This window comes from Paraburkholderia sp. (assembly GCF_035948235.1).
Taxonomy (GTDB): Bacteria; Pseudomonadota; Gammaproteobacteria; order Burkholderiales; family Burkholderiaceae; genus Paraburkholderia.
The window spans coordinates 1-23,726 of record NZ_DASZJJ010000072.1; the positions used below are offsets into that span (position 1 = coordinate 1).

Consider the following 23,726-nt stretch of genomic DNA (forward strand, 5'->3'; position numbering starts at 1 on the left):
CAGCGACGACGCGCCGGACGTAAGACGCGTGGCCTGCGAGACCGATTGCTCCGTCTTGCGATAGCACGACACATATTCATCGACATAACAGACACCGCGCGCCGCCAGACATAAACGCACGCCGAACACGAAATCGCAGCACACCGCGAATTGGCCGCTTTCGCTTTCGTTTTCGTTTTCGCCATCGACATCGCCATAGCCGATGCGCTTCACGAGCGCGGCGTCGGCAAGCCAGCCATTGTTCGGAAACATCTGCACGATGCCCGTGCGTCCCGCGAGTGGCTGCACGCCAACTGCTGCCGCCGTGCGGTGATAAGCGCGGTTCATGCGCTCGCTCGCAGCCCGATCGATGCGGCCTTGCGCATCGGCTTCATATTGTTTGCCGAACGCGACTTCGATGTCGGGATGATGCGTCCATTGCGCCAGCAGCCGCTCGATGGCGGTGTCGAGCAGAAAATCGTCGTCGTGAATTAACAGAATCTTGTCGCCGCTCGCGCGTTCAAAAAGGCTCGCGACATTGCGCGCCTGACCCAGCGCGGGCACATTGCGCCGATACACAATGCGCGCGTCATGCGCGAAACGCCGGGCGATCAATTCCGCGGTGCGCGTGTCCGGCGAATCGTCGCCGATCACGATTTCAAGGTTCGAATGCGTCTGCGCAAGACACGATTCAATACAGCGGATCAGCAGATCCGGGCGATTGTACGTGGGCACACAGATAGAGACGCACGGTGTTCTCATTGTTATGGTCATGGGCTACCCCAACTGAAAAACCTGATAAAGGTTCGCATTGCGAACGCCAGATAGCTGGCCATGACGGTAAGGGATAAAAACTCGAAAGAAATTGAAAATAAATCGCAAGCTGAATGAGTGCGGGAAAACGCTGATTTAAAAGGACTTAAAGCCGAATCATCAGACGATTTAAAGAGTAAGTGGATGTTTCACTGCTGACGGTCGCCTTTCGACTTGCTAACGACGCATGGCATCCAGGGCGGAGCGAGAATGCACGAGATTGCACAGGAATGCCGGCCCGTCGTTTAGCATCCTGGTTTTAAAGCGCTGTCTTGCCGCCATGACGCCCAACACCTACTTTCATAAACCGCTCACGCCGTTTCGCCGCGCACTCGCGCGCTTCTCGCTTTCGGAAATGGCCAAGTACACGAAGCTCACGCTTGGCATGTGGATCGGCTTCGCGATTCCCTATCACTACGGTTATCCGGACGCCGCCGTCGCGCTGGCCGGCTCGACCATGCTTACGCTGGCGCTCGGCAGCTCGATTTCCGCCGCGCGCGGCTATTTCTACAAGCGCGTCACCTCGAACCTTGTGGCGATGCCCATCGGCACGTTATTGATCTGGCTGACCGCGCCGCATCTCTGGCTCGGCGTGTTGCTGTTGCCGATCGTGATCTTCACGATCGTGCGCATCAGGCCATCGGTGTTTCAGATGACCAGCATCACCGTGCCGATGACGCTCGTGCTCTATACCGGCGAACATATTCCGCTGCTGGAGCAACGGCTGATTGGCGTGGTGCTGGGCATGCTGCTCGGCTTTATCATCCAGCAGATCGTGTTTCCGCCCGATCACGGCTTCTGGGCCAATACGCTCGTCAACGAAGGCAATGAACGCGCGCTCAAATTGCTCGATGAGATTGCCTGCGGCACGCTGGACCGCTCGCAGTTGCGCGCCGACACGGCGGCGCTGCGCAAATCCAGCAGCAACCTGAAAGAAGCCCACGATCTGCTCAAGGCCGATCTCGCGCAATCGTGGGTCTCGGCGCATCTGGAGCGCAACCGCGTGCGCGTGCCGCTGTTCTGGTGTTATCACGAACTATTCGATTCGGTCGTGAATTTTCTGGAGACCTTCGACACCTTCAACGCGCAATTCGAAACGCTCGACGCGAAATGGAAAGAGGATTTCCGTCAGGGACTCGCGCGCCTGGTCGATGCGCATCGCCAACTGGCGCAAGCCGCCGACCTGCGCGTCGAGCGGCCGAGCCTGACGATGCTGCCTTTGCCGACTTCAGCGCTGCATGCACTGGTCGAAGCGTTGCCCGCCGTGGGCGTGTACACCAGCGTCTACCTTGGCCATCTGACCGGCTACGGCATTCTGCTGTCCCGCCTGAACGGCATGCATACGGAGCATCTGGCCGGCGCTGCACAGCAGGCGGCGACGCCATAACGGATTCGCAACAGCAGCCGTTTTTCCGCTCCAGTTTGGCAAAGAGAAAATAATTCTGCGCGAGCGCGCAAGTGGCGCTTAATTTGGAACCACTTTCTACGAGGTGTTGCGTAGCATAAGTCCCCATTCCAGACGCAAATCAAGCAAAAACAGAATGGGCGACAAACTGCATTACTTCGACTACGCGGCCACGACACCGGCCGATCCGCGCGTGATCGCGGCCATGTGCGAATGCCTCGGCATGGATGGCGCGTTCGGCAATCCGGCCTCAAGCTCGCATGCGGCGGGCGTAAAGGCGCGTGCTCTGGTCGAGCAGGCGCGCGCGCAGGTGGCGGCGCTGATCGGCGCAGCAGCCGACGAAATCATCTGGACCTCGGGCGCCACCGAGTCGAACAACCTCGCCCTCAAAGGTTTCGCCGAAACGGCCACGCGCCGCCATCTCGTCACGAGCTGCCTCGAACACAAGGCAATTCTGGACACCATGGCGAGCCTCGAACAACGCGGCATGCAGGTGAGCTGCGTGCGTCCGGATACCGACGGCAATATCGGCGTGGAAGCGGTGAAGGCGGCGCTGCGCGAGGACACCGGGCTGGTTTCGCTGATGCTGGTGAACAACGAGATCGGCACGCTTACGGATATCGCGGCCATCGCACCGGTCGTGCATGCCGCGGGCGCGCTGCTGCACGTGGATGCGGCGCAGGCGCTCGGCAAGACGCCGATCGACGTGAAGGCGATGGGCATTGATCTGCTGTCGATGTCGGCGCACAAGGTGTATGGCCCGAAGGGCATCGGCGCGCTCTACGTGAGCCGCGAGGCGGCCGCGCGCATCGCGCCGCAGATGCATGGCGGTGGTCACGAGCGCGGCCTGCGCTCGGGCACGCTCGCCACGCACCAGATCGTCGGCATGGGCACGGCCTGCGCGCTGGCGGCGCAACAGATGGACGAGGACACGCAGCGCATCGCCCAACTCGCGCAGCAGTTGCTCGACGGCGTGCGCGATCTGGACATCGTCACGCAGAACGCGCGCCACGCGCGCCGCATTCCGCACACGCTGAGCCTCACGATCGATTCGAATGGCTTTTTCCCGTTCATGCTGGCCGCCGATCTGGCGGTGTCGTCTACGTCGGCGTGTAATTCCGCGTCGGGCGCGCCTTCGCATGTGCTCAGCGCAATCGGCCTGAGCGCCGAGGCGGCCAGCCGCACGCTGCGTTTCAGCCTGGGCCGTTACACCAGCACGCAAGACGTGGATCATGCGATTGCCTGCATTCGCGCCGTGGTCGCGCAATGCGCGCCTCGCGTGAGCGCATAAGCCACTAAAGAAGCAAGTAAACTGCTGGGCGAGACAGCGCCCCTCCCGCGCCGCCTGGATGCCTCCCGGCGGCGCGTGCATTTTGCGCGGGCGCTTTGACGATATGAGCGCTCGATGTCCGATCCTGTTACCTCGATTAAAGAAGCCACTCTCTACGCAGCGGATATCGGCGGCTCGTTTATGCGTCTCGCGGCCTGTGCGCCCGACGGCACGCTCACGCTGCTCGCGAAGCAACCGACTCCGGCGCACGACTGGACACAGTTCGCCGATGCGCTCGGCGCGCTGCTCGAAGCGCACGCCGATCTCGACACGCCGGACTACCGCGCGCCGCTTGCGCTCTCCATCGCCGGGCTGATCGATCCGCTCGACGGCGTGGCGTTTTCCGCCAATCTCCCTTGCATCACGGGCCGCGCGCTCGCGAACGAACTGTCGGCGCAACTGGAGCGTCCTGTGTGCGCCGCCAACGACGCCGATTGCCTGGCGCTCGCCGAAGCCATGTCAGGCGCGGGCGCGGGGCATCGCGTGGTGTTCGCCGCCGTGCTCGGCACCGGCGTGGGCGGCGGTCTCGTCGCCGATGGCAGGCTGATTCGCGGCGCGGGCGGCGTGACAGGCGAGTGGGGACACGGGCCGATCGTCAACACGCGTTGCGTGATCGAGGGCGAAACGCTGGACGTGCCGCGCTTTGCCTGCGGCTGCGGCCAGACCGGCTGCGTCGATACAATCGGCGGCGCGCGCGGCATCGAGCGCCTGCACGCGCATCTGCATGACGTGCGCGAGGACAGCCACGCGATACTCGCGGCGTGGAGCCGGGGCGACGCCGCCGCGACGCGCACACTCGACGTCTGGCGCGAACTGGTCGCGGACCCGCTTGCCGCCGTCGTCAACGTCACGGGCGCGTCCGTGGTGACGGTGGGCGGCGGGCTGGCATCGGCGGCGGCGCTGATCGAACGGCTCGATCTGGCCGTGCGCGCGCGTGTGCTGCATCGGCGCGAACAGCCGCTCGTCGTGCCGGGCCGCTATCGCGACGAGGGCGGTCTGATAGGCGCCGCGTGGCTCGCGCGGCAAATGTGAATGCGCCTGAAAATGAGGTTGGATATGCCTGTACTGCTTGAAGTCTGCGTCGATAGCGTTGATGGCCTGGACGCCGCCATCGCGGGCGGCGCGGATCGCATCGAATTGTGTTCCGCGCTCGATCTCGGCGGACTCACGCCCACGCCGGGGCTGATCGCGGCGGCGTCGCGCGCGCCCATTCCGGTCTACGCGATGATCCGTCCGCATGCGCGTTCGTTCGTCTGGACGGGCGCCGATGCGGCCGCGATGCTCGCGGAGATCGACGCCGTGCGCGCGGCCGGTCTCGCGGGCGTGGTGCTGGGCGCGGCCATGCCCGATGGCGCGCTCGACGTGATGCTGCTGCAGACGCTGCGGGCGCGTGCAGTGGGCCTGGGTGCCACGCTCCATCGCGTGTTCGACCTGGTTCCCGATCCGGCGCGCGCGCTCGAAGCGGCCATCGCGCTGGGCTTCGAGCGCATTCTCACATCGGGCGGCGCGGCGCGTGCCGATCAAGGGCTGGCGGCGCTCGGCGCGCTCGCACAACAGGCGGCGGGCCGCATCGGCATCATGCCGGGCAGTGGCGTATCGGCGGCCAACGTCGCGCACATCGTGCAAAGCGTGGGCGCGCAGGAAGTGCACGCATCGTGTCGCGAAACGCACGCGCATGTCGACCGCAAGGGTGTCGAACTGGGATTTTTTCCCGCGCGTCAGGGCGTCACGTCCGTTGGCGCGGTGCAGGCGCTCAGGCGCGCGCTAGCCGCAATCGCCTGAGCGAGCGCAAAGCCTTCACGAAATCGGCTTCGAATCGGCCGTGGGATTGCCCAGATCGTCGGTTGGCAGATACTGCTGGTCGAACGCGGCCACATAGAGCGCCCATTGCGGTTCGCCCAGGTCGACGAGCAGCGCGCCGTCCTGCCAGATGTCGTTGTGATCGTTGCTGTCGTCGCCAGGGCGATGGATGAAGGCGCCCTTCGAGCCCTGGTTCATGTGCACGTCGTGCACCCCGTCGCCTTCGCTATAGAAGCGGCCAAACACATAAACGTCGTTGCCCGCCTGCTGGGCGCGCAGCAGCAGGCGCTGGAGCGTGGCGACCGGCTCGACCGCGTCGGTGCCGTCCATCACGTCGCTGTCGCGCCACTTGCCGGTATTGTCGAGAAAATCGCTGCGCTGGAAGTCGATGGCGGGCAACGCTGCCTGTCCCGTCAGATTCTGCGAACCGGACGCGGCGTCCTTGAGCGTCGCGAGCACCGCGTGGCGAAAGTCGAATAGCAGTTTGTACTTGAGCAGGTCGTCCGCATCGGTGGTGCCGACGTTGACCGCGACATCCCATTGCGCACCCGCAACCGAGAGCCCGAAGTGCAGGTGATACTGCACTTCATGCGGCCGCCGCGTGGCCTTGAGTTGCGGCGCCGTCACGATCTTGCCCTTCGCATAGCCGTAAGGAAGCGACATTGTTCACGTCTCCTTGAGGGAAACGCACCATCGTAGGCGCATTGCGTGACAGTTGCGCTGCAGGCGATGCAGCGTGGGTTAGCTTGCTGACCCAGCCGCCCATTGTGCGAGCGTAGCCACAGTATTCATGTTGCGCGCCGTGCCGTCCTTCGCGGCGGCAATCTTGAGCTTCGAGCGGCCAATGCCATCCGGGTAAAACACGTAGATCTCGCGCTTGCCGATGGCGAACTGCTCGGTGCTCTGGCCGCTTAGCTTGTCGAGTGCATGGGCGCCCGGCGGGGCGTCAAGGAAGATCGCAACGGTGCGCTCGGGCGGCGCGTCGGCGAACGGGTTATCGGCGAGGATGGCGGCCATTTCCGCGGCGGTGCGCAGCAGCACGCCCACGGGCTTGCCGGCGTACTCTTCGAGACGCTGTTCGAGCCGCTTCTTGACGCTTGCCGCCGCGAGCCGGCTGTCGAACACGACGTTGCCGCTCGCGATATAGGTGCGGGCATTGGCGAAGCCGAGCGCCTCGCACATCGCGCGCAGTTCGGACATGGGCAGTTTGCCGGTGCCGCCGACGTTGACGGCGCGCAGGAGAGCGACATAGGTAGGCATCGGCGCATGATACGCGAAGGCGCAAGGGGAATGCGGCGCACGCGGCCACCACCGTTGCGCAAGGTATGATCGCTTACGCGCGGCGCGCCAGTCCGGCCGCTGGCGGACTGAAACCCTCACCCAAACCTCACGCATGAAGACGCTGCTGATCGTCTATCACACGATGACTGGAGGCACGCAACAGATGGCCGAGGCGGCAGCGGCCGCCGCGCGCGAACAGGCGGACGCGCAACATCTCACGATCAAACTGCAACGCGCCCACGAAACGCAGCCCGCCGACGTACTCGCTGCCGATGGCTATCTGTTCGCCACGCCCGAAAATCTCGCGGCCATCGCCGGGCTCATGAAGGACTTCTTCGATCGCTGCTACTACGCAGCGCTCGATCGCCTGAACGGCCGCCCTTATGCGGCCATGATCTGCGCGGGCAGCGACGGCCAGAACGCCTTGCGCCAGATCGAGCGCATCGCCACGGGCTGGCGGCTCAAGCCGGTCGCGGATGGCCTGATCGTCTGCACGCATGCGCAGACGCCTGAGCGTATCCTCGCGCCCAAAATCATCGGCGCCGACGACCTTGCGCGTTGCGCGGAACTGGGCGCGGGTCTCGCGGCCGGGCTGGTGCTGGGCGTGTTCTGATTAACTTTCCGGCAGTGTTGTAAAGGATTGTCAGAGCTGACGCGCGATCGTCAACTGCGGTGCGGGGGCGGCGTTTATGCGGGAGACGACCCGCAGACGGGTCGATTTTCAACCCGTTATCAGCAGGGGCCGCCATGAAACGTATTCTCTTCGCCAGCTTTGCATTGCTTGCCTGCGCCACGGCGTTCGCTCAAGCGACGCCCGCCGCGGCACACCAGCACAGCGGCAAGCATCACAAGAACCACCACCACCACGCGCAAGCGACGCACTATGCCCACCCCAAGGGCGACTCCGTGGCCGATCGCGCCGAGCCGCTCGACTCTGCCACCTTCATGCGTTGATTCCTGCGAGTCGCGTGAGATGCGCGCGCCCCAAAACTGAGATGGGAACCGGCGCGCGTCTTTCATAATGCTGCGCTCAATTAAACAGGCAGGAAGACGAAATAATGAGATCGAGTATGAGTACGCGGCGCAGTCGGGTTGCCTATGCTGGCCTGCTTGCTGCGAGTGTCGCGTTGTCGGGGTGCGGGGCATTCCAGGGCGACGCCGACATGACGCTCTTCGCGGCGAGTTGCAGGAACGTGATCGCGGGCTATTACTGCGTGCAGCCAGGCGACACGCTCGACAGCATTGCGTATGGCTTCGGGCGCAAGCCAGACGACCTCGCGCGCTGGAACGGCCTCGCGCCTGGCGCGACCTTGCTGGTGGCGAGGTTGCTGCGCGTGGCGCCGCCGGACTGGAGCGCGCTGCAGGGCACAGCTTCAGGCGCGTCAAAGTCGGCGACGTCGCATGAGCCGGCGCCGGCCCACGCAGGCCAGTTCATCTGGCCCGTTAGCGGCATGGTGGTGCATGAATTCGGCGCGGATGGTTCGCGCGGTATCGAAATCGCCGGTCGCGCGGGTATGCCGGTCAAGGCCGTGGCGGCGGGGCGCGTGGTCTACGCGGGCAACGGCATCAAGTCCTATGGCCTGATGGTGATTGTCAAGCATGACGAAGGTTACGTTACCGCCTACGGCAACAATCGCAAGATCCTCGTTCGCGAAGGCGATGCCGTGACGCAAGGCATGACCATCGCCGAAATGGGCTCGCGCAGCGGCGGCCAGCCCTTGCTACAATTCGAGATGCGTGAGGGCAGTCATGCGGTCGATCCGCTTGCACATCTACCGGCGGGATCGGGGCCGGTGGCGGAGTGAATCCGCGCGCGCCGGCATGCGAGTGCGGGTGTCGCGAGAAGGACTAAATGCATGAGTGACTTTAGAACCAGCGTGCGGATGTTTCATCAGCACTGCAATGAAAAGCGCGTCGAGGCGGCAAGGGATCTGGTCGAGCGACTCGGCCAGGCGGCCGTGAGTGAAGCGGATCACATCATGCTGGGGTACTGTCAGTCGCGTCTCGGCATGTTCGAACAGGCCGAACGCACACTCTCAGCGGTGTGGCCATCGCTTACGCCGCGCGAGGCGCAAACGGTTAACGTCGCTCGTGAACTTGCCACGGTGAAATTGCACCTGCGAAAAATCGACGAAGGTTCAGCGATCGACAAGCTGCTGCATAGCCGAAGCTGGTACACCTTGCCTGACCCCGAGGCGGCCGCCTTTATTCCGCTCGTCAAGGAAAGATTGCTTGAAGAGGGGGACGCAGTCGAAGGCAAACGAGTATTCGTGATGTTCGCTGGCGGCCAGGGCGACAACATCGAGCAGTTTCGACACTTCGACAATCTGTTAGCGGAAGGCGCCAGTGTTGTCTGCGCGAATCCGCCCGCGTCGCTGTGCGAGCTGTTTGCGAATGCACCGGTCGCCCTGACGCAGTTGCGCGGGACCTACGCGGCGATTGCTGAGTGCGACGCGATCGCCTTGGGGCATATGTTGAACTGGCGGTATTGGCGCGATGGCGCGCCAGCCGCCGCGCGCGCCGATTATTTGAGGCAAGTGCGACCGAGAGAAAGACCGATTGAAGTCGCCCCGCAGCCAGGGAAAAGGAAAATCGGCATTGTCTGGCGCAGTGACAATACAACATGGGAGCAATGCCGCCACGAGCCGTTCCGGTCGATGGCGTTATCGACGTTGGAGCCGCTGCTCGCCGATACAGGCAGCCGCTTCTTCTCCCTTCAGTTCGGCAGCCTTACGCAAAGCGAGCAGGCGATACTCGCGCGCCACGACGTCGTGGACGCCGCGCCGCTCGTCCACTCGTTCGCCGATCTCGCCGAGATCGTCGCGCAACTCGATCTGGTGGTGACGATCGATTCGGCGGGCGCGCATCTATGCGGCGCGCTCGACGTGCCGGTTTGGAACCTGCTCGCGCAGGTATCCGACTGGCGCTGGGGCGACGCCGCGCAGCGCAGCACGCCGTTCTATCGATCGATGCGCTTGTTCCGCCAGAAAACGCTGGGCGACTGGGAGCCCGTCATAGCCGAAGTTTGCGCTGAACTTGCACGGGTGAGTCCCGGGTCTTTTTAGGACGACAGCGGCGACGCCATCGACGAAGCGCCGTTCGCCCCATTCACATCGGCGAGCGCAACGCGATTGCGGCCCGCCCGCTTGGCCCCATAGAGCGCGGTATCGGCAGCTTCGATCAGCGCGTGCGGCGTGACGGCAACATCGGCGAGACCGCTCGTCGCGCAGCCCGCGCTCACCGTGATCTGTCCGCCTGCGGTGGGTGTCGGAATCATCAACTCCACCACTGCCGCGCGGGCGCGCTCCGCGATTGCGCCCGCCTGCTGCGCATCCGTATCCGGCAGCACCAGCGCGAATTCCTCGCCGCCGTAGCGCGCAACGAAATCACCCGCACGCAATGTGCGCGCGAGCGCCCCGGCCACGGCGGCGAGGCATGCGTCGCCTTGCAGATGGCCGTATGCGTCGTTGTAGCGCTTGAAGTGATCGACGTCGATCATCACCAGCGAAAGCGGTTGCGCTTCCTGCGCCGCGTGTTCGCAGGCCACCAGAAACTGGGCGTCGAAGTAGCTGCGGTTGTACACGCGCGTGAGCGCATCGCGCGCCGACGTGCGTACGAGCGACGCATGCACCTCCGCAAGCTGCCGGTAGAGCGCGCTCACTTCCCAGACCAGCACGCACACCAGCACGCCTGGCGCGAGCATGCTGAAGACGCGCGCGACATACCAGCCGAGCGTGAAGCGTTCGATGCTCAAGGTATTGAGCGCGGCATCGACGAACGAAGCGAGCAGCGCCACGACGATCCACAGATCGAGTACGAGGCGCAGGCGGCCCTTGAGCAGCACCACGGCAATCGCTGCGACGTTGAGCGCACAGATTGCAAGTCCTGCCAGATTCGCGCCCAGACTGGCGCTGGCCGGCGGCGTCGAGGCGGCGGTGGAGGCGCGCCACGGCTCGACCAGATCGATCTGCGTCACCAGCAGCCCTAACAGCGCGGCGACGGCAGCGGGCCCGGCGATCAGCAGCCAGCCGCGCCCGGCGTTCGCCCTGGGCTGAGCGGGCGGCGGTGCATTGGCCGCTGCGCGCGTGCGCACCAGTTCGGCGACGATCACCAGCAGCGGGAAGCCCGCATGCCAGAAAACCCACATCCACGCGGCGCTGTGCGGACCCGCGCCCAGCAGGCCGTTACGCGTGAAGACGCCAGGAAACATCAGTAACTGCAGCGCGACGGCGATGGCCGTGAACGCATACGCGCCGCCCAGCGCGCCGAGCATCGGAACGCGCGTGGTCGCGAAGCGCGCGCTGAGAAGAAAGGCCGCGATGCCAGAGGTGGTAAACACGGTGAGCGCGCACATCGGCATGAACGGGGCGACGGCGGGCAGCGCCTCGCGGGCGCGCGGCGCTGCCAGCGCCAGCGTGAGCAGGATCGCGAGTGCGCAGGCGCTGGCGATGAGCGCCTGTTTGCGTGTCGCCGGTGCGATGAGCAAACCGTCCATGAGTCGCGTTCCGGGTAAGGGCCATTCTTTTCGCGGCGATGATCGCTACGGTCACAACCCTAGCGATTGCTCAGCGTATTGTGCGCCGATTCCATGCGCATCGGTGCGGCTGTGAACCGCGCGCCGCATGCCCGGCTCGCGCGTGCCGAGGTTGAGTTTCCGTATCGAGCGCGCTACATTGGGTCGCGCCTGAATCAAGCCGCGCCCGGCTGAGCATGTCAATGCAATCGTCGTAAATTCCCTGTAAGGAGCCCTGATGGTGCAGCGCGCAGCGCGCGAGAATCGCGAAGCTTATGGGTGGTTCGCTGGCCGCGACGGCGAGACCCGGCTCGGTGCCTGTGCGTTGGGGCTGGCGGTCGTATCCGGCGTGCTGGCGCTGGTGCCGGGCCTGCCTTTCGATACGCGCTGGTGCGCGGTGCTGGCGAGCGCATGCCTCAATATCCTGATTGCGGTGCTCGGCACGCGGCTCTATGCCGGGCGCATTACGTCCACGTCCGCCGAACGCGTGCCGCTCTGGAAAACGCTGCTCGGACTTGCACGGCTGGCGTTTCGACACGACGCGGGCAAGGGCAAACACAAGGACAAACACCAAGGCAAAGGCGACGACAGCGGCGATGTTGAACCGCCACAACCCGACGCCATTCACGCCGATTTCCCCGACGTTCATGCTCTTCTGCGCTCGCTGCCGTGGCAGCCCTGCGCCGCGCCGCTGCTGGCACTCGTTTCGCTCGGTTTCGTCATGCTCGCGTGGCTGCGTCCCGCCTTCGAGTCGAACGCGGTCAATGCGCAGGCTTCGCTATTCGTGGCGCTCGCCGGTGCGTTGGCGCTGGCTTTTGGCGTACTGCTCGCTGAACGCGTGCACGCTCACCACGCCGAGCACCCGGCCGCCGCCCATTCTCTTGCAGCGCTGCTGCGCGTGTTGCTTGTCGCGGCGCTGGGCGCGGCGGCATCGATTGCGTTGACCGCCTATGCGGGCGTATCGCCCACGTGGCTGGTGCGGCTCGTCGCCGTCTTGAGTGGCGCGGTGGCCGTCGAACTGGCGGCGCGCGCCGCCTGGGCGTGGTTCTCCGCGCCCGCACCGCAGGGCGATGAAACGTGGACGCTCTCCAGCACGATCGCGCAGACGCTGCGTCCGCACGCGCGCCCGCTCGCGGCGCTCGACGCGCAACTGCGTGCGCGCTACGGCATCGACCTGCGCCAGAACTGGGCGCTGCAAAGCTTCGCGCGCCTCCTGCCCGGCACGCTCGCGGCGATGCTGCTGGCGGCCTGGCTGCTGGGCGGCGTGACCATCCTCGGCCCCGATCAGCGCGCGGTGTACGAGCGCTTCGGCGCACCGGCGGCCGTCTGGCAACCGGGCCTGCACGTCGGCTTGCCCTGGCCGTTTGGCCGCGCGCGCGTGATCGACAACGGCGCGATCCATCAGCTGATCGTCTCAGGTAGCGCGGGCGACGATATCAACGCCAGTCAGCCCGCCGTGGCCGCCGTCCCCGCCGATGCCCGCACGCCCGCACAACTCGACCGCCTCTGGGACGTCGCGCATCCTTGGGAAACCACCCAGGTGATCGCAGGCACGAGCGGCGACCAGCAGGCCTTTCAGATCGTCAGCGCCGATGTGCGGCTCGATTACCGCATCGGTTTATCCGATGCGGCGGCGCGCGCGGCTCTCTATCGCGCTGTCGATCTCGACCAGACCGTGCGCTCGATTGCGAACCGCGAGGTCGTGCGCTATCTCGCCTCGCGCACGCTGCCGGCGCTGCTCGACACGCCGCAGACCGCGATGGCCGCGACGCTGCGCGGCGTCGTGCAACATGAGCTGGACCGCGCGATCGGCGGCATCGAAGTGGTGGCGGTCGTGATCGAGAGCGTGCATCCGCCGGCGGGCGCGGCGGCGGCGTATCACGGCGTGCAGGCCGCGCAGATCCGCGCCGAGGCGAGCGTGGTTCAGGCGCGTGGCTTCGCGGCGGCTACCGTAGGCGGCGCGCAGCGCCAGGCGATCGAGGCCATCGCGCAAGGCAGCGCGAATGGCGCGGACGCGCTCGCGGCCGCCCGCGTGCAACAGGCGGCCTTCGACGCCGATGTGATTGCGCAGGGCCTGGGCGGCCCCGCGTTCGCCTTCGAGTATTACCTGCATGCGCTGCAAAAAGGCCTGCAGAACGCCAATCTGACCGTCATCGACGATCGTCTCGCCAGCGGCGGCCGCGCGACCTTCGACCTGCGCCCGCTCGCGCCCGCGACCGCGCGCGGCGTGCGGCCCGCATGGTGAGCGACGCACCATTCGACGAAACATTTTTCAGCAAGGTGACCTGAACGTGCGTTTCATACACACACACGATGAGCATGGCGGACACGGCGGACATCATCATCATCACGCGCACGGCCAGCCAGGCGCGCCCGTGAACCGTCCGCGCTTCGCTTTGCGCGTGGCGCTCGCGGCGCTCTGCGTGATCGTCGCGCTGGTGGTGGCGAGTTTCGTGCAGGTGCGCGAAGGCGAGGCCGCGGTCGTCACGCGCTTCGGCGACCCGGTGCGCGTGCTGTTGCAGCCGGGCCTTGCATGGCGTCTGCCCGCGCCGATCGAAGCGGCGGTCCCTGTCGACCTGCGTCTGCATACGACGTCGAGCGGCCTGCAGGACGTCGGCACGCGCGACGGCCTGCGCATCATCGTGCAGGCCTACGTGGCGTGGCGCGTGCCTGCCAACGCAAGCGACATTGGCCGCTTCGTGCGCGCGGTGCGCAACGAACCCGACGAAGCCGCGCGGCAGATCCGCTCGCTGGTCGGCTCGGCGTTGCAGACGACTTCGGCGGGCTTTGATCTCGCCTCGCTCGTCAACACCGATCCGGGCCGCGTGCGTATCGGCGCGTTCGAGGAGGCGCTGCGCCGACAGGTCGACGCGCAGGTCTACGCGGCGTACGGCGTGCATGTGGTGCAGGTGGGGCTGGAGCGCCTGACGCTGCCCGCCGTGACGCTCGCGGCCACGGTCGAGCGCATGCGCGCCGAGCGCGAGACCGTGGCCGCGCAGCGCACCGCCGAAGGCAACCGCGAAGCCGCGCAGATCCGCTCAGACGCCGACCGCGACGCACGCGTGCTGATCGCCGACGCCAACGTGAAAGCCGCCGATATCGAGGCGCAATCGCGTAAAGACGCGGCGGCCATCTACGGCAAAAGCTATGCGGCCGATCCGCAGCTTTACACGATGCTGCGCTCGCTCGACACGCTTGGCACGGTGGTCAACACCAACACCAATCTGATCCTGCGCACCGATGCCGCGCCGTTTAGCGCGCTCGTGCAGGGGCCGCCAGGTATGGGCGCGTCGGCCAACGGCACGGCGCCCGCACGCAGCCACGGATCGTCCCGATGAGCGCGCCCGAACTCCAGCCTGGCTTTCGGCCCGCGCTCGGGCCGGCCGCGCAGACGGTACGCCTGTCGTTCTGGTTCGTTGCGGCGCTGGCGGTGGTGGCGGCGCTGGTCTGGGCGGGCTCGAACGTGCGCCGCATTCCCGCCGATAGCAGCGCCGTGGTGACGCGCTTTGGCGCCTATGTGCGCGAGCAGGGCGCGGGGCTGCTGGTGGCCTGGCCGCGCCCCTTCGAAGAGGTCCAGCTCGTGCCGGGCAGCCAGCGCGTGCTCGAACATCGCGTGATCGCGCTCGAACGCGATCCCGGCGCGCCGGCCACGCTCGGCCTCGATAGCGACACCGAAGCCGGCTCCGGCTACGTGCTGACGGGCGACAACGGCGTGGTGCAGCTGAGCGCGACGCTGTTCTACCGCGTGAGCGACCCCTACGCCTACGCGTTGCAGCTTGCGCATCTGGACGCGGCGATCGAGCGCGTGGTGTCCGCCGCCGCGGTGGAAACGGCGGCGCAGCGCGACCTCGACGCGATTCTGGTCGCGCGCCCCGAAATGGTGGCCGCCGACCAGCAGATGGCTGTGCGCCGCGAGCAGTTGCGCGGCGACCTGGCCAGCGCGATCCAGCGTCATCTGGATGCGCTCACAGCGGCGCACGCGGGACTTGGCATCGAAGTGGCGCGCGTCGATGTGCAGACGGTTTTCCCGGCTTCGGCGATCGATGCGTTCAATGCCGTGCTGAACTCGATGCAAAACGCCGAGCGCGACGTCGCGCAGGCCCGTACTGTCGCCGAAAAGACGCGCCAGGGCGCGCAGCAGAACGCCGACCGCATCGTCCAGGACGCCCAGGCCAGCGCCGCCGAACGCGTGGCGAAAGCGCAAGCGGAAACCGCGACGATCGCGCAACTGGAAGCGGCGCTGGCCGAAAACCACGATCCGGGGCTCGTCGCGCGGGCCTATCGCGACCGTGTGCAGGCCGTGCTGGCGAAGGCGGCGCGCGTCACGACGCTGGACCCGAACGATGCATCGAGTCTTGTGTTGCCGGGGCACGCGCCATGACGACACCGTATGAACCGCTCGGGCAGATGCATGACGGTAGCGCCGCGCCTGACAGCCCCGACGCGCAGGCACTCTCCGCGCTCGCCCTGTCTGCCGCCGAGCGCCGCGCGATCACGCGCCATACGTTGCTGGCCCTACTCGCGGGCGGCCTCTTGCTGCTTTCGCTCATGTGGCCGTGGCTTTCGCCCGCCGGCGCACGCGGCGACGCGACGGTTGCGCAACTGCTCGCGGCGGCGGCCTCGCTGATCGTTGCGCCGCCCGTGTTCGCGGGCGCGTGGCACAGCCTCAAGTCGCCGAGCCTGCATGGCGTGACCGACCGCCTGATCGCGCTCGCGATGCTGGGCGCGTGGGCCGTGGGCGACATGACGACGGCGGCGCTCTTGCCCATCGTCATGACCTTCGGCCATGCGCTGGAAGAGCGCAGCGTGCTGGGGTCGCAGGAAGCGATTCGCGCACTCGGCCGCCTGACTTCGGGCAAGGTGCGGCGCGTGGGCGTGTCCGGTGCGATCGAGGAAGTGGCCTACGAGGCGATCCGCGAAGGCGATCTCGTCGATGTGCTGCCGGGCGCGCGCATTCCCGCCGACGGTCTGGTGCGCCAGGGGCGTTCGAGCATCGACAACGGCCCGATCACGGGCGAGTCGCTGCCACAGGACGCGGACGAGGGCGCCAGCGTGTACGGCGGCGCGATCAACCTGGACGGGCCGCTGCGCGTGGAGATCACGCAGGTCGGCAAAGCATCCACGCTCGGCAAGGTGATCGAGCTGATGCAGCGCGCCGAAGCCGCCAAGCCGCCCATCACGCAGGCGCTCGAACGCTACATGGATGTCTATCTCGCGCTCGTGCTGCTGATTGCGGCGATCGTCTGGTTCGCGAGCGCCAATGCGCAGGCGATGCTCGCGGTGATCGTCGCGGCCTGCCCGTGCGCGCTGGTGCTGGCGGCGCCTTCGACGGCGATTGCGGGCATCGCGGCGGGCGCGCGGCGCGGCATCCTGTTCCGCAACACGGCGTTTCTCGACAAGATCGCCGAAATCGATTCGCTCGTGATCGACAAGACCGGCACGCTCACGCATGGCGAACTGCGTCTTACGCGCGCGCTCTGGCAGGACGGCGTGGATGAAGTGCAGGCGCGCGCGCTGGCGGCGCGGCTCGCGCTGGGCAGCGCGCATCCGGTTTGCCGTGCGCTGGCGCGCGAAGGCGAAGTGATTGCCGAGCCGCTGGAAGAAGCACGCGAGTTGCGTGGTCTTGGCGTCATCGCGCAAACGGCTAAAGGCGTCGCCGTGCTGGGGCGCGCGGAACTGCTGACACAGCACGTCAGCGCGCTGCCCGCCGCGCCTGCTGAGATCGACGGCCCGTGTGCCGGGCTGGCGCTCGATGGCCGTTTGCTCGCGTGGTTCGGTTTCGCCGATACGCTGCGCCCGGAAGCGCGCGCGGCGCTCGACGACCTGCGTGCGCTCGGCATCGTGCGCGAGGCGCTGGTGACAGGCGACCGCGAAAGCGTCGCGCGGCGTCTGGCGGCTGAAGTCGGCATCGACACGGTGGTGGCGCAGGCGCTGCCGCACGATAAACTCGATTACGTGCTTGCCGAGATCGACGCGGGACATCATCCGCTCGTGGTCGGCGACGGCCTGAACGACGTGCTGGCGATCAAGGCCGGCTCGACCAGCGTGGCGATGGGTGAGCGCGGCGTGGATATTGCCGTGGCCTCCGCCGACGTCGTGCTGCTCGCCGACGACTTGCGCCGCTTGCCCGACTGTATTCGCCTGGGCCGCGCGTGCCGCCGCATCGCAACCACCAACGCCGCGATCGGCCTTTTCTGGACCGTAGCCGTGATCGCGCTCGCGGCGCTTGGCGCGCTGAGTCCCGTGGCCACCGCGATCCTTCATAACGTGGGCACGCTCGTCGTGATCGCCAACGCAGGGCGCCTGCTGCGCCGCGACGACGGCCCTTCAGCATGATTTTTTCGATGTTTTTTTCGATGAATCCTATGAGTAGCACCCCCACCTTGAGCGGCGAAACGGTCGAACTGCGCCCGCTGCGCGAAGCCGATGCCGCCGCGCTGATCGAAGCCGCCGCCGATGGCGAACTCTGGAACCTCAAGGTCACGGTCGTGCCGGGCCCGGCGAGCGTGGATGCCTATATCGCCAAAGCGCTTGAAGGCGAGCGCGCCGGCACGGTCATGCCGTTCGCGATTGTGCAACGCGATGGCCGCGTGGTGGGCAGCACGCGTTTCTGGAAGATCGACCGCGCCAACCGCAAGCTGGAGATCGGCCATACGTGGCTGGCGGCGTCGGTGCAGCGCTCGTCGATCAATACCGAGGCGAAGTATTTGCTGCTGACCTACGCCTTCGAAACACTTGATTGCGTGCGCGTGCAATTCACCACCGACGAACTGAACGAGAAATCGCGCGCGGCGATTCTGCGCCTGGGCGCGCAGCAGGAAGGCATCGTGCGGCATGAGCGCATCATGCCCGACGGGCGCAAACGCAATTCGGTGCGCTTTAGCATCATCGACGACGAGTGGCCGCAGGTGCGTGAGGGGCTCCGGGCGAGGTTGGCCGCGCGATAAAAGCGCCCGCTAGAACAGGCTCGCCTGCCCGGAAATCAGTGTCTCGAACGCTTCGCGCAGGAACGGCAGGATTGCGTCGGCGACAGGCTGTAACTGACGCGTGAGATAGAACGTGTAATCGGGTGGCGCGCTGAGCGTCTCCAGCGGTTGGGGCCCGACGGTCGTCATCACGTAGCTGATCCAGCCGCCGTTCTGATACTGCAAGGGACGGCCTTTGGCGCGATTGTATTCGTCGGCCACGCGCGCGGCGCGTACGTGCGGCGGCACGTTGCGCTGATAGTCGCTCAAGGGCCGGCGCAGACGCTTGCGAAAGACGAGTTGATCGTCGAATTCTCCGGCGAGGGTGCGCCGCACGTAATCGCGCACATAGTCCGCATGCGGCTCACGCATGAATACGCGCCGGTAGAGTTCGCGCTGGAACTGCTGGGCAAGCGGCGTCCAGTCGGTGCGCACGGTTTCGAGGCCCTTGAACACGACTTCCTCGTTGCCGTCCTGATTGCCGTCCTTCGCGAGCGACAGGCCCGCATAGCGTTTCTTGCTGCCTTCCTCGGCGCCGCGCACAGTGGGCATGAGAAAGCGCGAATAATGTCGCTCGAACTGCAATTCCAGTGCGCTCTGGAGTCCGAAGCGATTTTCCAGCTCCGCCTTCCACCACGCATTGACATGCGCGACGAGTTCGCGGCCCGTGCGCGTGGCGTCCGCCTCGGAATGTGCGCGCTTGAGCCAGACGAAGGTCGAATCGGTATCGCCGTAGATAACGTCGTAGCCTTGCGCCTCGATCAACTTGCGTGTCTGACGCATGATCTCGTGACCGCGCATCGTGATCGACGAGGCCAGGCGCGGATCGAAAAAGCGGCAGCCCGTTGAGCCTAGCACGCCGTAAAACGCATTCATGATGATCTTCAGCGCCTGCGAAAGCGGTGCGTTTTTCTGGCGCTTGGCGGCCTCGCGGCCTTCCCAGACCTGGCGCACGATCTCAGGCAGACAGTGCAGCGTACGCGAGAAGCGGGCGCCCAGAAAACCCGGCACGGACTGCTTATCATCGGGTGCGCGCAAACCCTCGATCAACCCGACGGGGTCGATCAGAAACGTGCGGATGATCGACGGATACAGGCTTTTGTAGTCGAGCACGAGCACCGAATCGTAAAGACCGGGCCGCGAATCCATCACGAAACCGCCGGGACTGTTCTCGCCCACCACATCGCCGAGATTGGGCGCCACGTACCCCAGGCGGTGCATACGCGGCAGATAAAGATGCGTGAACGCCGCGACCGAGCCGCCGCTGCGATCGACCGGCAAGCCCGTGACCGAGGCGCGTTCCAGCAGAAACGCCATCAGTTCGGTCTTCGCGAAAATGCGCGTGACCAGTTCGCAGTCCTTTAAGTTGTAGCGTGCGAGCGCGGGCTTGTCCTCGTCGAAGCGGCGCTGGATCTCGTCCATGCGCTGATACGGGTTGTCGACCGCCTTGCCTTCGCCCAGCAGCGTGCGCGACACGTATTCAAGGCTGAACGACGGAAAACTCCAGGTCGCCGAGCGCAGCGCCTCGATCCCGTCGATGATGAGCCGGCCCGCCGCAGCGGCAAAGTAGTGGTTCTGGTTAATGCTGTGCTCGCGCCATTCCATGACGGCGCCACCGCGCCCGAGGCGCAGCGGCACGCCATATTGCTGCGAATGCGCGTGCAGCACGCGCAGATCGAACTGCACGAGATTCCAGCCGATGATCGCGTCGGGGTCGTGCTGCGCCATCCAGGCGTTGAGACATTCGAGCATCTGCGCGCGGCTTTCGCAGTACGCCAGATCGAAGTCGAGTGCGCCGGCGTCGCCGTTCTGCGGCGCGAGCATATAGACCTGGCGCTGCCCGCAGCCTTCCAGCGCGATCGAATAAAGCTCGCCTTGCGCGCTTGTTTCGATGTCGAGCGACACCAGGCGCAGCGCGGGCCGGTAATCGACCATGGGCTTCATCTCGCCTTCGATCAGCACGCCGGCAGCGTCGGGCGTGCCGCGAAACAGCACGGGCGCGGTGATGAAACGCTCCATCATGTAGCGCTCGGGTGGCTGGATATCGGCTTCGTAGACGTCAATGCCCGCTTTCGTCAGGCGTTTCGCCGCGCCGGTGAGCTGGCGGTATTGCGGCGCGTACAGGCCGGCGATGGGCCGCTGGCGGAAGTCCTTGAGATCGAGCGGGCGCAATTCGATGCCCTTGTCGCGTTCGAGCGCGCGCAGCGTGGCCTCGCGCTGCGCGGCGGGCACGAACGCCACCGAGGTTTGCGCGCGCAAACGTAACTGCTGCGGGCCGTCAGGCGTCGCGAGCCAGAAGTCGACTTCGGTATGCGTGGGCGTGTCGCGCCAGTGGCGGGTCAGAATGAAGCCCGGCGTCAGGCCGGGTTGATGCTCGGTCACGATAGGGTTAAGCGCTGGCCTGTGTGGACTCTGGCGATTGTAACGCCGCGCGGCGGGCGATAATGCGTTCACCCACAAGCACATCACAACATCAACGAGGAGACGCCATGAACGCGAATCGCTTCGCGCGGCCGCTCGCACTGGCCGCGATACTGACGATGGCCATGAGCGTAGTAAAGGGCGCGGAGTCTGAAACTCCGTCAGTTTCTCAGCCTGTTGCTTCGGCTGCGGCTTCCCCGCTCGGTCGCACGATTGCGACGCAAGGCACTGCCAAAGGCATTCCGGCATGCATCAGTTGTCACGGTGCGAATGGCGAAGGCAATGCGGCGGCGGGTTTTCCGCGTCTTGCGGGTTTGAGCGAAACGTATCTGGCGGCGCAACTCACGGCATTCGCGGACGGCACGCGCGAGAACAGCATCATGCAGCCCTTCGCCAAAATCATGTCGCTCGACGGGCGTGAAGCCGTGGCGCAGTATTTCAGCAGCCTGAGCGCGCCGAAAGATATCCGCACACACGATAGCGCCGACGTATCGACTGCCGACACGGGCGCCTGGCTCGCCACGCGCGGACGCTGGCAGGAGGATCTGCCCGCCTGCGTGCAGTGTCACGGACCGGGCGGCGTGGGTGTCGGCAGTGTGTTCCCGCCGCTGGCGGGGCAACCGGCCGCCTACATCGCCGCGCAGCTTGGCGCATGGAAAAACGGCAAGCGCGCGCCGGGACCGCTCGCGCTGATGCCAGCCATCGCGAGCAAGCTCAGCGACGCCGACATTCAGGCCGTCGCGCAGTATTACGCGCAGTCCGCGAACAAATAAAAAGTGGAGACCATGATGATGAAGCCCAACGTTTCCAACGTTTTGAAACACGCCACGCTCGCCGCGTTGTTCTGTGCCCTGAACGCGCATGCCGCACAGCCTGCACAAGCGGGCAGCGAAGCCGCCGCCGCCCACGCCACGCCATTCGAACCACCTGCTGAAAGCACGCTGCCGGGCGGCGATTTCGGCAAGCAGGTGAAACTGGGCGAACAGATCTTTCTGCACACGGGGCAATTCGCCGGCCGATATGTGGGCAACACGCTGACCTGCGCGAACTGCCATCTGGATGCGGGCCGTAAGGCCGACGCGAGTCCGCTGTGGGGCGCGTATATTTCCTATCCCGCGTATCGCAGCAAGAACGGTCATGTGAACACTTTCGCGGAGCGTCTGCAGGGCTGCTTCAACTACAGCATGAACGGCAAGGCGCCGCCGCTCGGCGACCCGGTGCTGGTCGCGCTCGAAAGCTACGCGTACTGGCTGGCGACGGGCGCACCGGTAGGCGGCAAGCTCGCGGGGCGCGGCTATCCGAAGCTTGCCGCGCCTGCGCAAAAGGCCGATTACGCGCGCGGCGGCGCCGTCTATGCGCAGCACTGCGCCGTCTGTCACGGCGCGGACGGTCAGGGCCAGCGCAGCAACGGTCAAACCGTATTCCCGCCATTGTGGGGCGCGCAGTCGTTTAACTGGGGCGCGGGCATGCACGAAATCCAGAATGCGGCGGGTTTTATCAAGGCGAACATGCCGCTGGGACTCGGTGGCACGCTGACCGATCAGGAGGCCTGGGACGTGGCGACGTTCATGGACAGCCATGAGCGTCCGCAAGACCCGCGCTACACCGGATCAGTCGCGCAGACGCGCGCGAAATATCACGACACGCCGTATTCGATGTATGGCATGAGTGTCAATGGGCACATCCTGGGCACCCCTTAAATGAAATTGCAAAGCCCGCGATTCAATTCGGATTCCTTTATATCAATTCGATTGATGCAATTCCGGCAACGCTATTTAGAAATGCACGACGCATGACGGCGTGCATTTCGCCCACCAATATTCCCGATAATGTGGGCATTCCATCTGGGTCGAATTAATTGCTAAAACGCATTAGCAAAAATTCGGTCTCGCCCAACGACCCCGACCCCGTATGCATCGCCTCTACGCGCCAACAGACTGCGATTTGCCTTACAACTGCAAGAAATAAACCCGATCTGAATCGAATTGTGGTGACTCAGGGTTTTCACCTAATTGTGTGTTGCACAAAATTGTTAAATTGATGGCTTAGAATCAAGTCTCTAATTGCCTTGCCACGACAGTGTGCGTATTGCGTACATTGTCCGAGTGAGTGGTTGTGAGTCGCTTCGGATGGCGGCTCGATTTCGTCAATCTGTTTAGCATTTCTAACCATGAGGCATAGTCGATGAGCGAGTCCACCAACCCATTTGCATCCGATCACCTCCGGGCCCAATACCAGTCTGGCATTGCGGCGTTTTTCGCATTGGCTCAGCCGGCGTTCAAGAGTGTCGAGGCCGTGGTTGCGCTGAACCTGCAAGCCACGCGCGCGCTGCTGACGGAAAATGAAGCAACGCTCAAGAGCGCGCTGCAAACCGCCAGTCCTGTCGAACTGTTCACGCAGCATGTGAGCGCTTCGCAGCAGGCCGCCGCAAAGGCTTTGTCGTATAGCCGTCAACTGTTCGACATCGCCACGCATACCCAGGCGGAATTGACCCAAGCTGCGCAAGCACACGCTGAAGCCCAGCAGGAACGTGCGAAGTCTTTTGCAGAAAGCTTCCCGCAGAATGCACCCGCAGGATTCGCCCCGTATTTGACGTCGTTCAATTCGACCTTTGCCGCCTTCAATAATGCGGCAGAAACATTCCGTAACCTGACGCAGCAAACGATCGATTCAGCGCGCAATACAGTTGAATCGGTTACTGCTAAAGCGATTCAGCAGCCCGCCACGCAGGAGGCTGCCGTCACTCAGGCCGCGAAATAAAAGCTATTGCATTTGCGCTTCAAAACATCCAGCAGAATCCGCGGCCGCAGCGTTCATCGTTGCGCCGCGCCTGAGTCACAGTCGATTTAAAAAAGCCGCGTTGAGCCAACACGCATTGTTATTGCGTATGTTCCCCGTTTTGTCATCTGTGTGTAATGGTATGCATACACGCTGATTCATGTGACGCGGTCGTGTCGTTGATGCGGCGCGTGGTGCGGTTTTTTGATGCAGCTACCCCAGTAAGTCTCTTTAATGCAGGAATGGAAAATGACTGACATTGTGATCGTTTCGGCCGCACGCACGGCGGTGGGTAAATTCGGTGGTTCGCTGGCGAAGGTGGCCGCACCCGACCTCGGCGCGCTGGTCATCAAGGCGGCGCTGGAGCGCGCAGGCGTGAAGCCCGAGCAGGTGAGCGACGTGATCATGGGTCAGGTGCTCACGGCCGGTTCGGGCCAGAAC

Annotated in this window: 20 protein-coding genes and 2 pseudogenes; 17 read left to right on the forward strand and 5 right to left on the reverse strand. The window is 65.1% G+C overall.

Going from position 1 to position 23,726, the window contains the following annotated elements:
- Window positions 1-753: glycosyltransferase family A protein (locus tag VG320_RS05225; RefSeq protein WP_327199083.1), on the reverse strand; the 753-nt coding region annotated here is incomplete at its 3' end.
- Window positions 754-1,072: 319 nt separating this feature from the next.
- Here VG320_RS05225 and VG320_RS05230 point away from each other — a divergent pair.
- The 4 genes and pseudogenes from VG320_RS05230 to VG320_RS05245 all read left to right on the forward strand — a co-directional run bounded on the left by VG320_RS05230 (window position 1,073) and on the right by VG320_RS05245 (window position 5,309).
- The gene (locus VG320_RS05230) at window positions 1,073-2,179 is read left to right on the forward strand and encodes an FUSC family protein (RefSeq protein ID WP_327199084.1); all 1,107 of its coding nucleotides are present in this window, start codon (window positions 1,073-1,075) and stop codon (window positions 2,177-2,179) included.
- Window positions 2,180-2,333: 154 nt separating this feature from the next.
- Window positions 2,334-3,467, forward strand: a pseudogene (locus VG320_RS05235) (cysteine desulfurase family protein); the annotation flags it as partial.
- Window positions 3,468-3,602: 135 nt separating this feature from the next.
- Complete coding sequence (locus VG320_RS05240; RefSeq protein ID WP_327199085.1) at window positions 3,603-4,559, forward strand: ROK family protein; 957 nt, start codon at window positions 3,603-3,605, stop codon at window positions 4,557-4,559.
- Between the two features lie 24 nt (window positions 4,560-4,583).
- On the forward strand, window positions 4,584-5,309 hold the full coding sequence (locus VG320_RS05245) for a copper homeostasis protein CutC (protein WP_327199086.1): 726 nt from the start codon (window positions 4,584-4,586) through the stop codon (window positions 5,307-5,309).
- Window positions 5,310-5,324: 15 nt separating this feature from the next.
- Here the strand turns inward: VG320_RS05245 and VG320_RS05250 are convergent, their stop codons facing one another.
- Window positions 5,325-5,990 carry a DUF2278 family protein gene (locus tag VG320_RS05250; protein WP_327199087.1) on the reverse strand — a complete coding sequence of 222 codons (666 nt, stop codon included), beginning with the start codon at window positions 5,988-5,990 and terminating at the stop codon, window positions 5,325-5,327.
- 78 nt (window positions 5,991-6,068) lie between these two features.
- A complete protein-coding gene (locus VG320_RS05255) occupies window positions 6,069-6,587 on the reverse strand; it encodes a DUF1697 domain-containing protein (RefSeq protein WP_327199088.1) in 519 nt (172 codons plus the stop codon).
- 133 nt (window positions 6,588-6,720) lie between these two features.
- Between VG320_RS05255 and VG320_RS05260 the strand changes: the two genes are divergently transcribed.
- From VG320_RS05260 to VG320_RS05275, 4 genes are all read left to right on the forward strand, one after another.
- Window positions 6,721-7,221, forward strand: coding sequence for a flavodoxin family protein (locus tag VG320_RS05260; RefSeq protein ID WP_327199089.1), 501 nt, complete (start codon window positions 6,721-6,723; stop codon window positions 7,219-7,221).
- 134 nt (window positions 7,222-7,355) lie between these two features.
- The gene (locus VG320_RS05265) at window positions 7,356-7,562 is read left to right on the forward strand and encodes a hypothetical protein (protein WP_327199090.1); all 207 of its coding nucleotides are present in this window, start codon (window positions 7,356-7,358) and stop codon (window positions 7,560-7,562) included.
- Window positions 7,563-7,771: 209 nt separating this feature from the next.
- Window positions 7,772-8,413, forward strand: coding sequence for a peptidoglycan DD-metalloendopeptidase family protein (locus tag VG320_RS05270; RefSeq protein WP_327199091.1), 642 nt, complete (start codon window positions 7,772-7,774; stop codon window positions 8,411-8,413).
- Between the two features lie 51 nt (window positions 8,414-8,464).
- The gene (locus VG320_RS05275; protein WP_327199092.1) at window positions 8,465-9,673 is read left to right on the forward strand and encodes a hypothetical protein; all 1,209 of its coding nucleotides are present in this window, start codon (window positions 8,465-8,467) and stop codon (window positions 9,671-9,673) included.
- Here the strand turns inward: VG320_RS05275 and VG320_RS05280 are convergent.
- Window positions 9,670-11,103 (reverse strand): sensor domain-containing diguanylate cyclase, encoded by a 1,434-nt coding sequence (locus VG320_RS05280; RefSeq protein WP_327199093.1) that lies wholly within the window; start codon window positions 11,101-11,103, stop codon window positions 9,670-9,672. The two genes, VG320_RS05275 and VG320_RS05280, sit on opposite strands and share 4 nt — an antisense overlap.
- Window positions 11,104-11,359: 256 nt before the next feature.
- Here VG320_RS05280 and VG320_RS05285 point away from each other — a divergent pair, with 256 nt between their 5' ends.
- From VG320_RS05285 to VG320_RS05305, 5 genes are all read left to right on the forward strand, one after another.
- Window positions 11,360-13,366, forward strand: a complete 2,007-nt coding sequence (locus VG320_RS05285; RefSeq protein ID WP_327199094.1) for an SPFH domain-containing protein — start codon at window positions 11,360-11,362, stop codon at window positions 13,364-13,366.
- Window positions 13,367-13,496: 130 nt separating this feature from the next.
- Complete coding sequence (locus VG320_RS05290) at window positions 13,497-14,459, forward strand: protease modulator HflC (RefSeq protein ID WP_327199095.1); 963 nt, start codon at window positions 13,497-13,499, stop codon at window positions 14,457-14,459.
- A complete protein-coding gene (locus VG320_RS05295) occupies window positions 14,456-15,502 on the forward strand; it encodes a protease modulator HflK (protein WP_327199096.1) in 1,047 nt (348 codons plus the stop codon). Before VG320_RS05290 ends, VG320_RS05295 begins: the two co-directional genes overlap by 4 nt.
- On the forward strand, window positions 15,499-17,457 hold the full coding sequence (locus VG320_RS05300) for a cation-translocating P-type ATPase (protein ID WP_327199097.1): 1,959 nt from the start codon (window positions 15,499-15,501) through the stop codon (window positions 17,455-17,457). Before VG320_RS05295 ends, VG320_RS05300 begins: the two co-directional genes overlap by 4 nt.
- Before the next feature lie 20 nt (window positions 17,458-17,477).
- Window positions 17,478-18,068 (forward strand): GNAT family protein, encoded by a 591-nt coding sequence (locus VG320_RS05305; RefSeq protein WP_327199098.1) that lies wholly within the window; start codon window positions 17,478-17,480, stop codon window positions 18,066-18,068.
- A 9-nt stretch (window positions 18,069-18,077) separates the two neighbouring features.
- On the opposite strand, the gene VG320_RS05310 is transcribed toward VG320_RS05305, so the two are convergent.
- A complete protein-coding gene (locus tag VG320_RS05310; protein ID WP_414695971.1) occupies window positions 18,078-20,552 on the reverse strand; it encodes a DNA polymerase II in 2,475 nt (824 codons plus the stop codon).
- 80 nt (window positions 20,553-20,632) lie between these two features.
- On the opposite strand from VG320_RS05310, the gene VG320_RS05315 reads away from it, so the two are divergent.
- The 4 genes and pseudogenes from VG320_RS05315 to VG320_RS05330 all read left to right on the forward strand — a co-directional run.
- On the forward strand, window positions 20,633-21,280 hold the full coding sequence (locus VG320_RS05315) for a c-type cytochrome (RefSeq protein ID WP_414695972.1): 648 nt from the start codon (window positions 20,633-20,635) through the stop codon (window positions 21,278-21,280).
- A gap of 42 nt (window positions 21,281-21,322) precedes the next feature.
- Window positions 21,323-22,207 carry a c-type cytochrome gene (locus tag VG320_RS05320; protein ID WP_414695973.1) on the forward strand — a complete coding sequence of 295 codons (885 nt, stop codon included), beginning with the start codon at window positions 21,323-21,325 and terminating at the stop codon, window positions 22,205-22,207.
- Between the two features lie 484 nt (window positions 22,208-22,691).
- Window positions 22,692-23,267: a TIGR01841 family phasin gene (gene phaP / locus VG320_RS05325; RefSeq protein WP_327199102.1), complete on the forward strand. Its 576-nt coding sequence runs from the start codon at window positions 22,692-22,694 to the stop codon at window positions 23,265-23,267.
- A 267-nt stretch (window positions 23,268-23,534) separates the two neighbouring features.
- Window positions 23,535-23,726 (forward strand): annotated as a pseudogene (locus VG320_RS05330) (acetyl-CoA C-acetyltransferase); the annotation flags it as partial.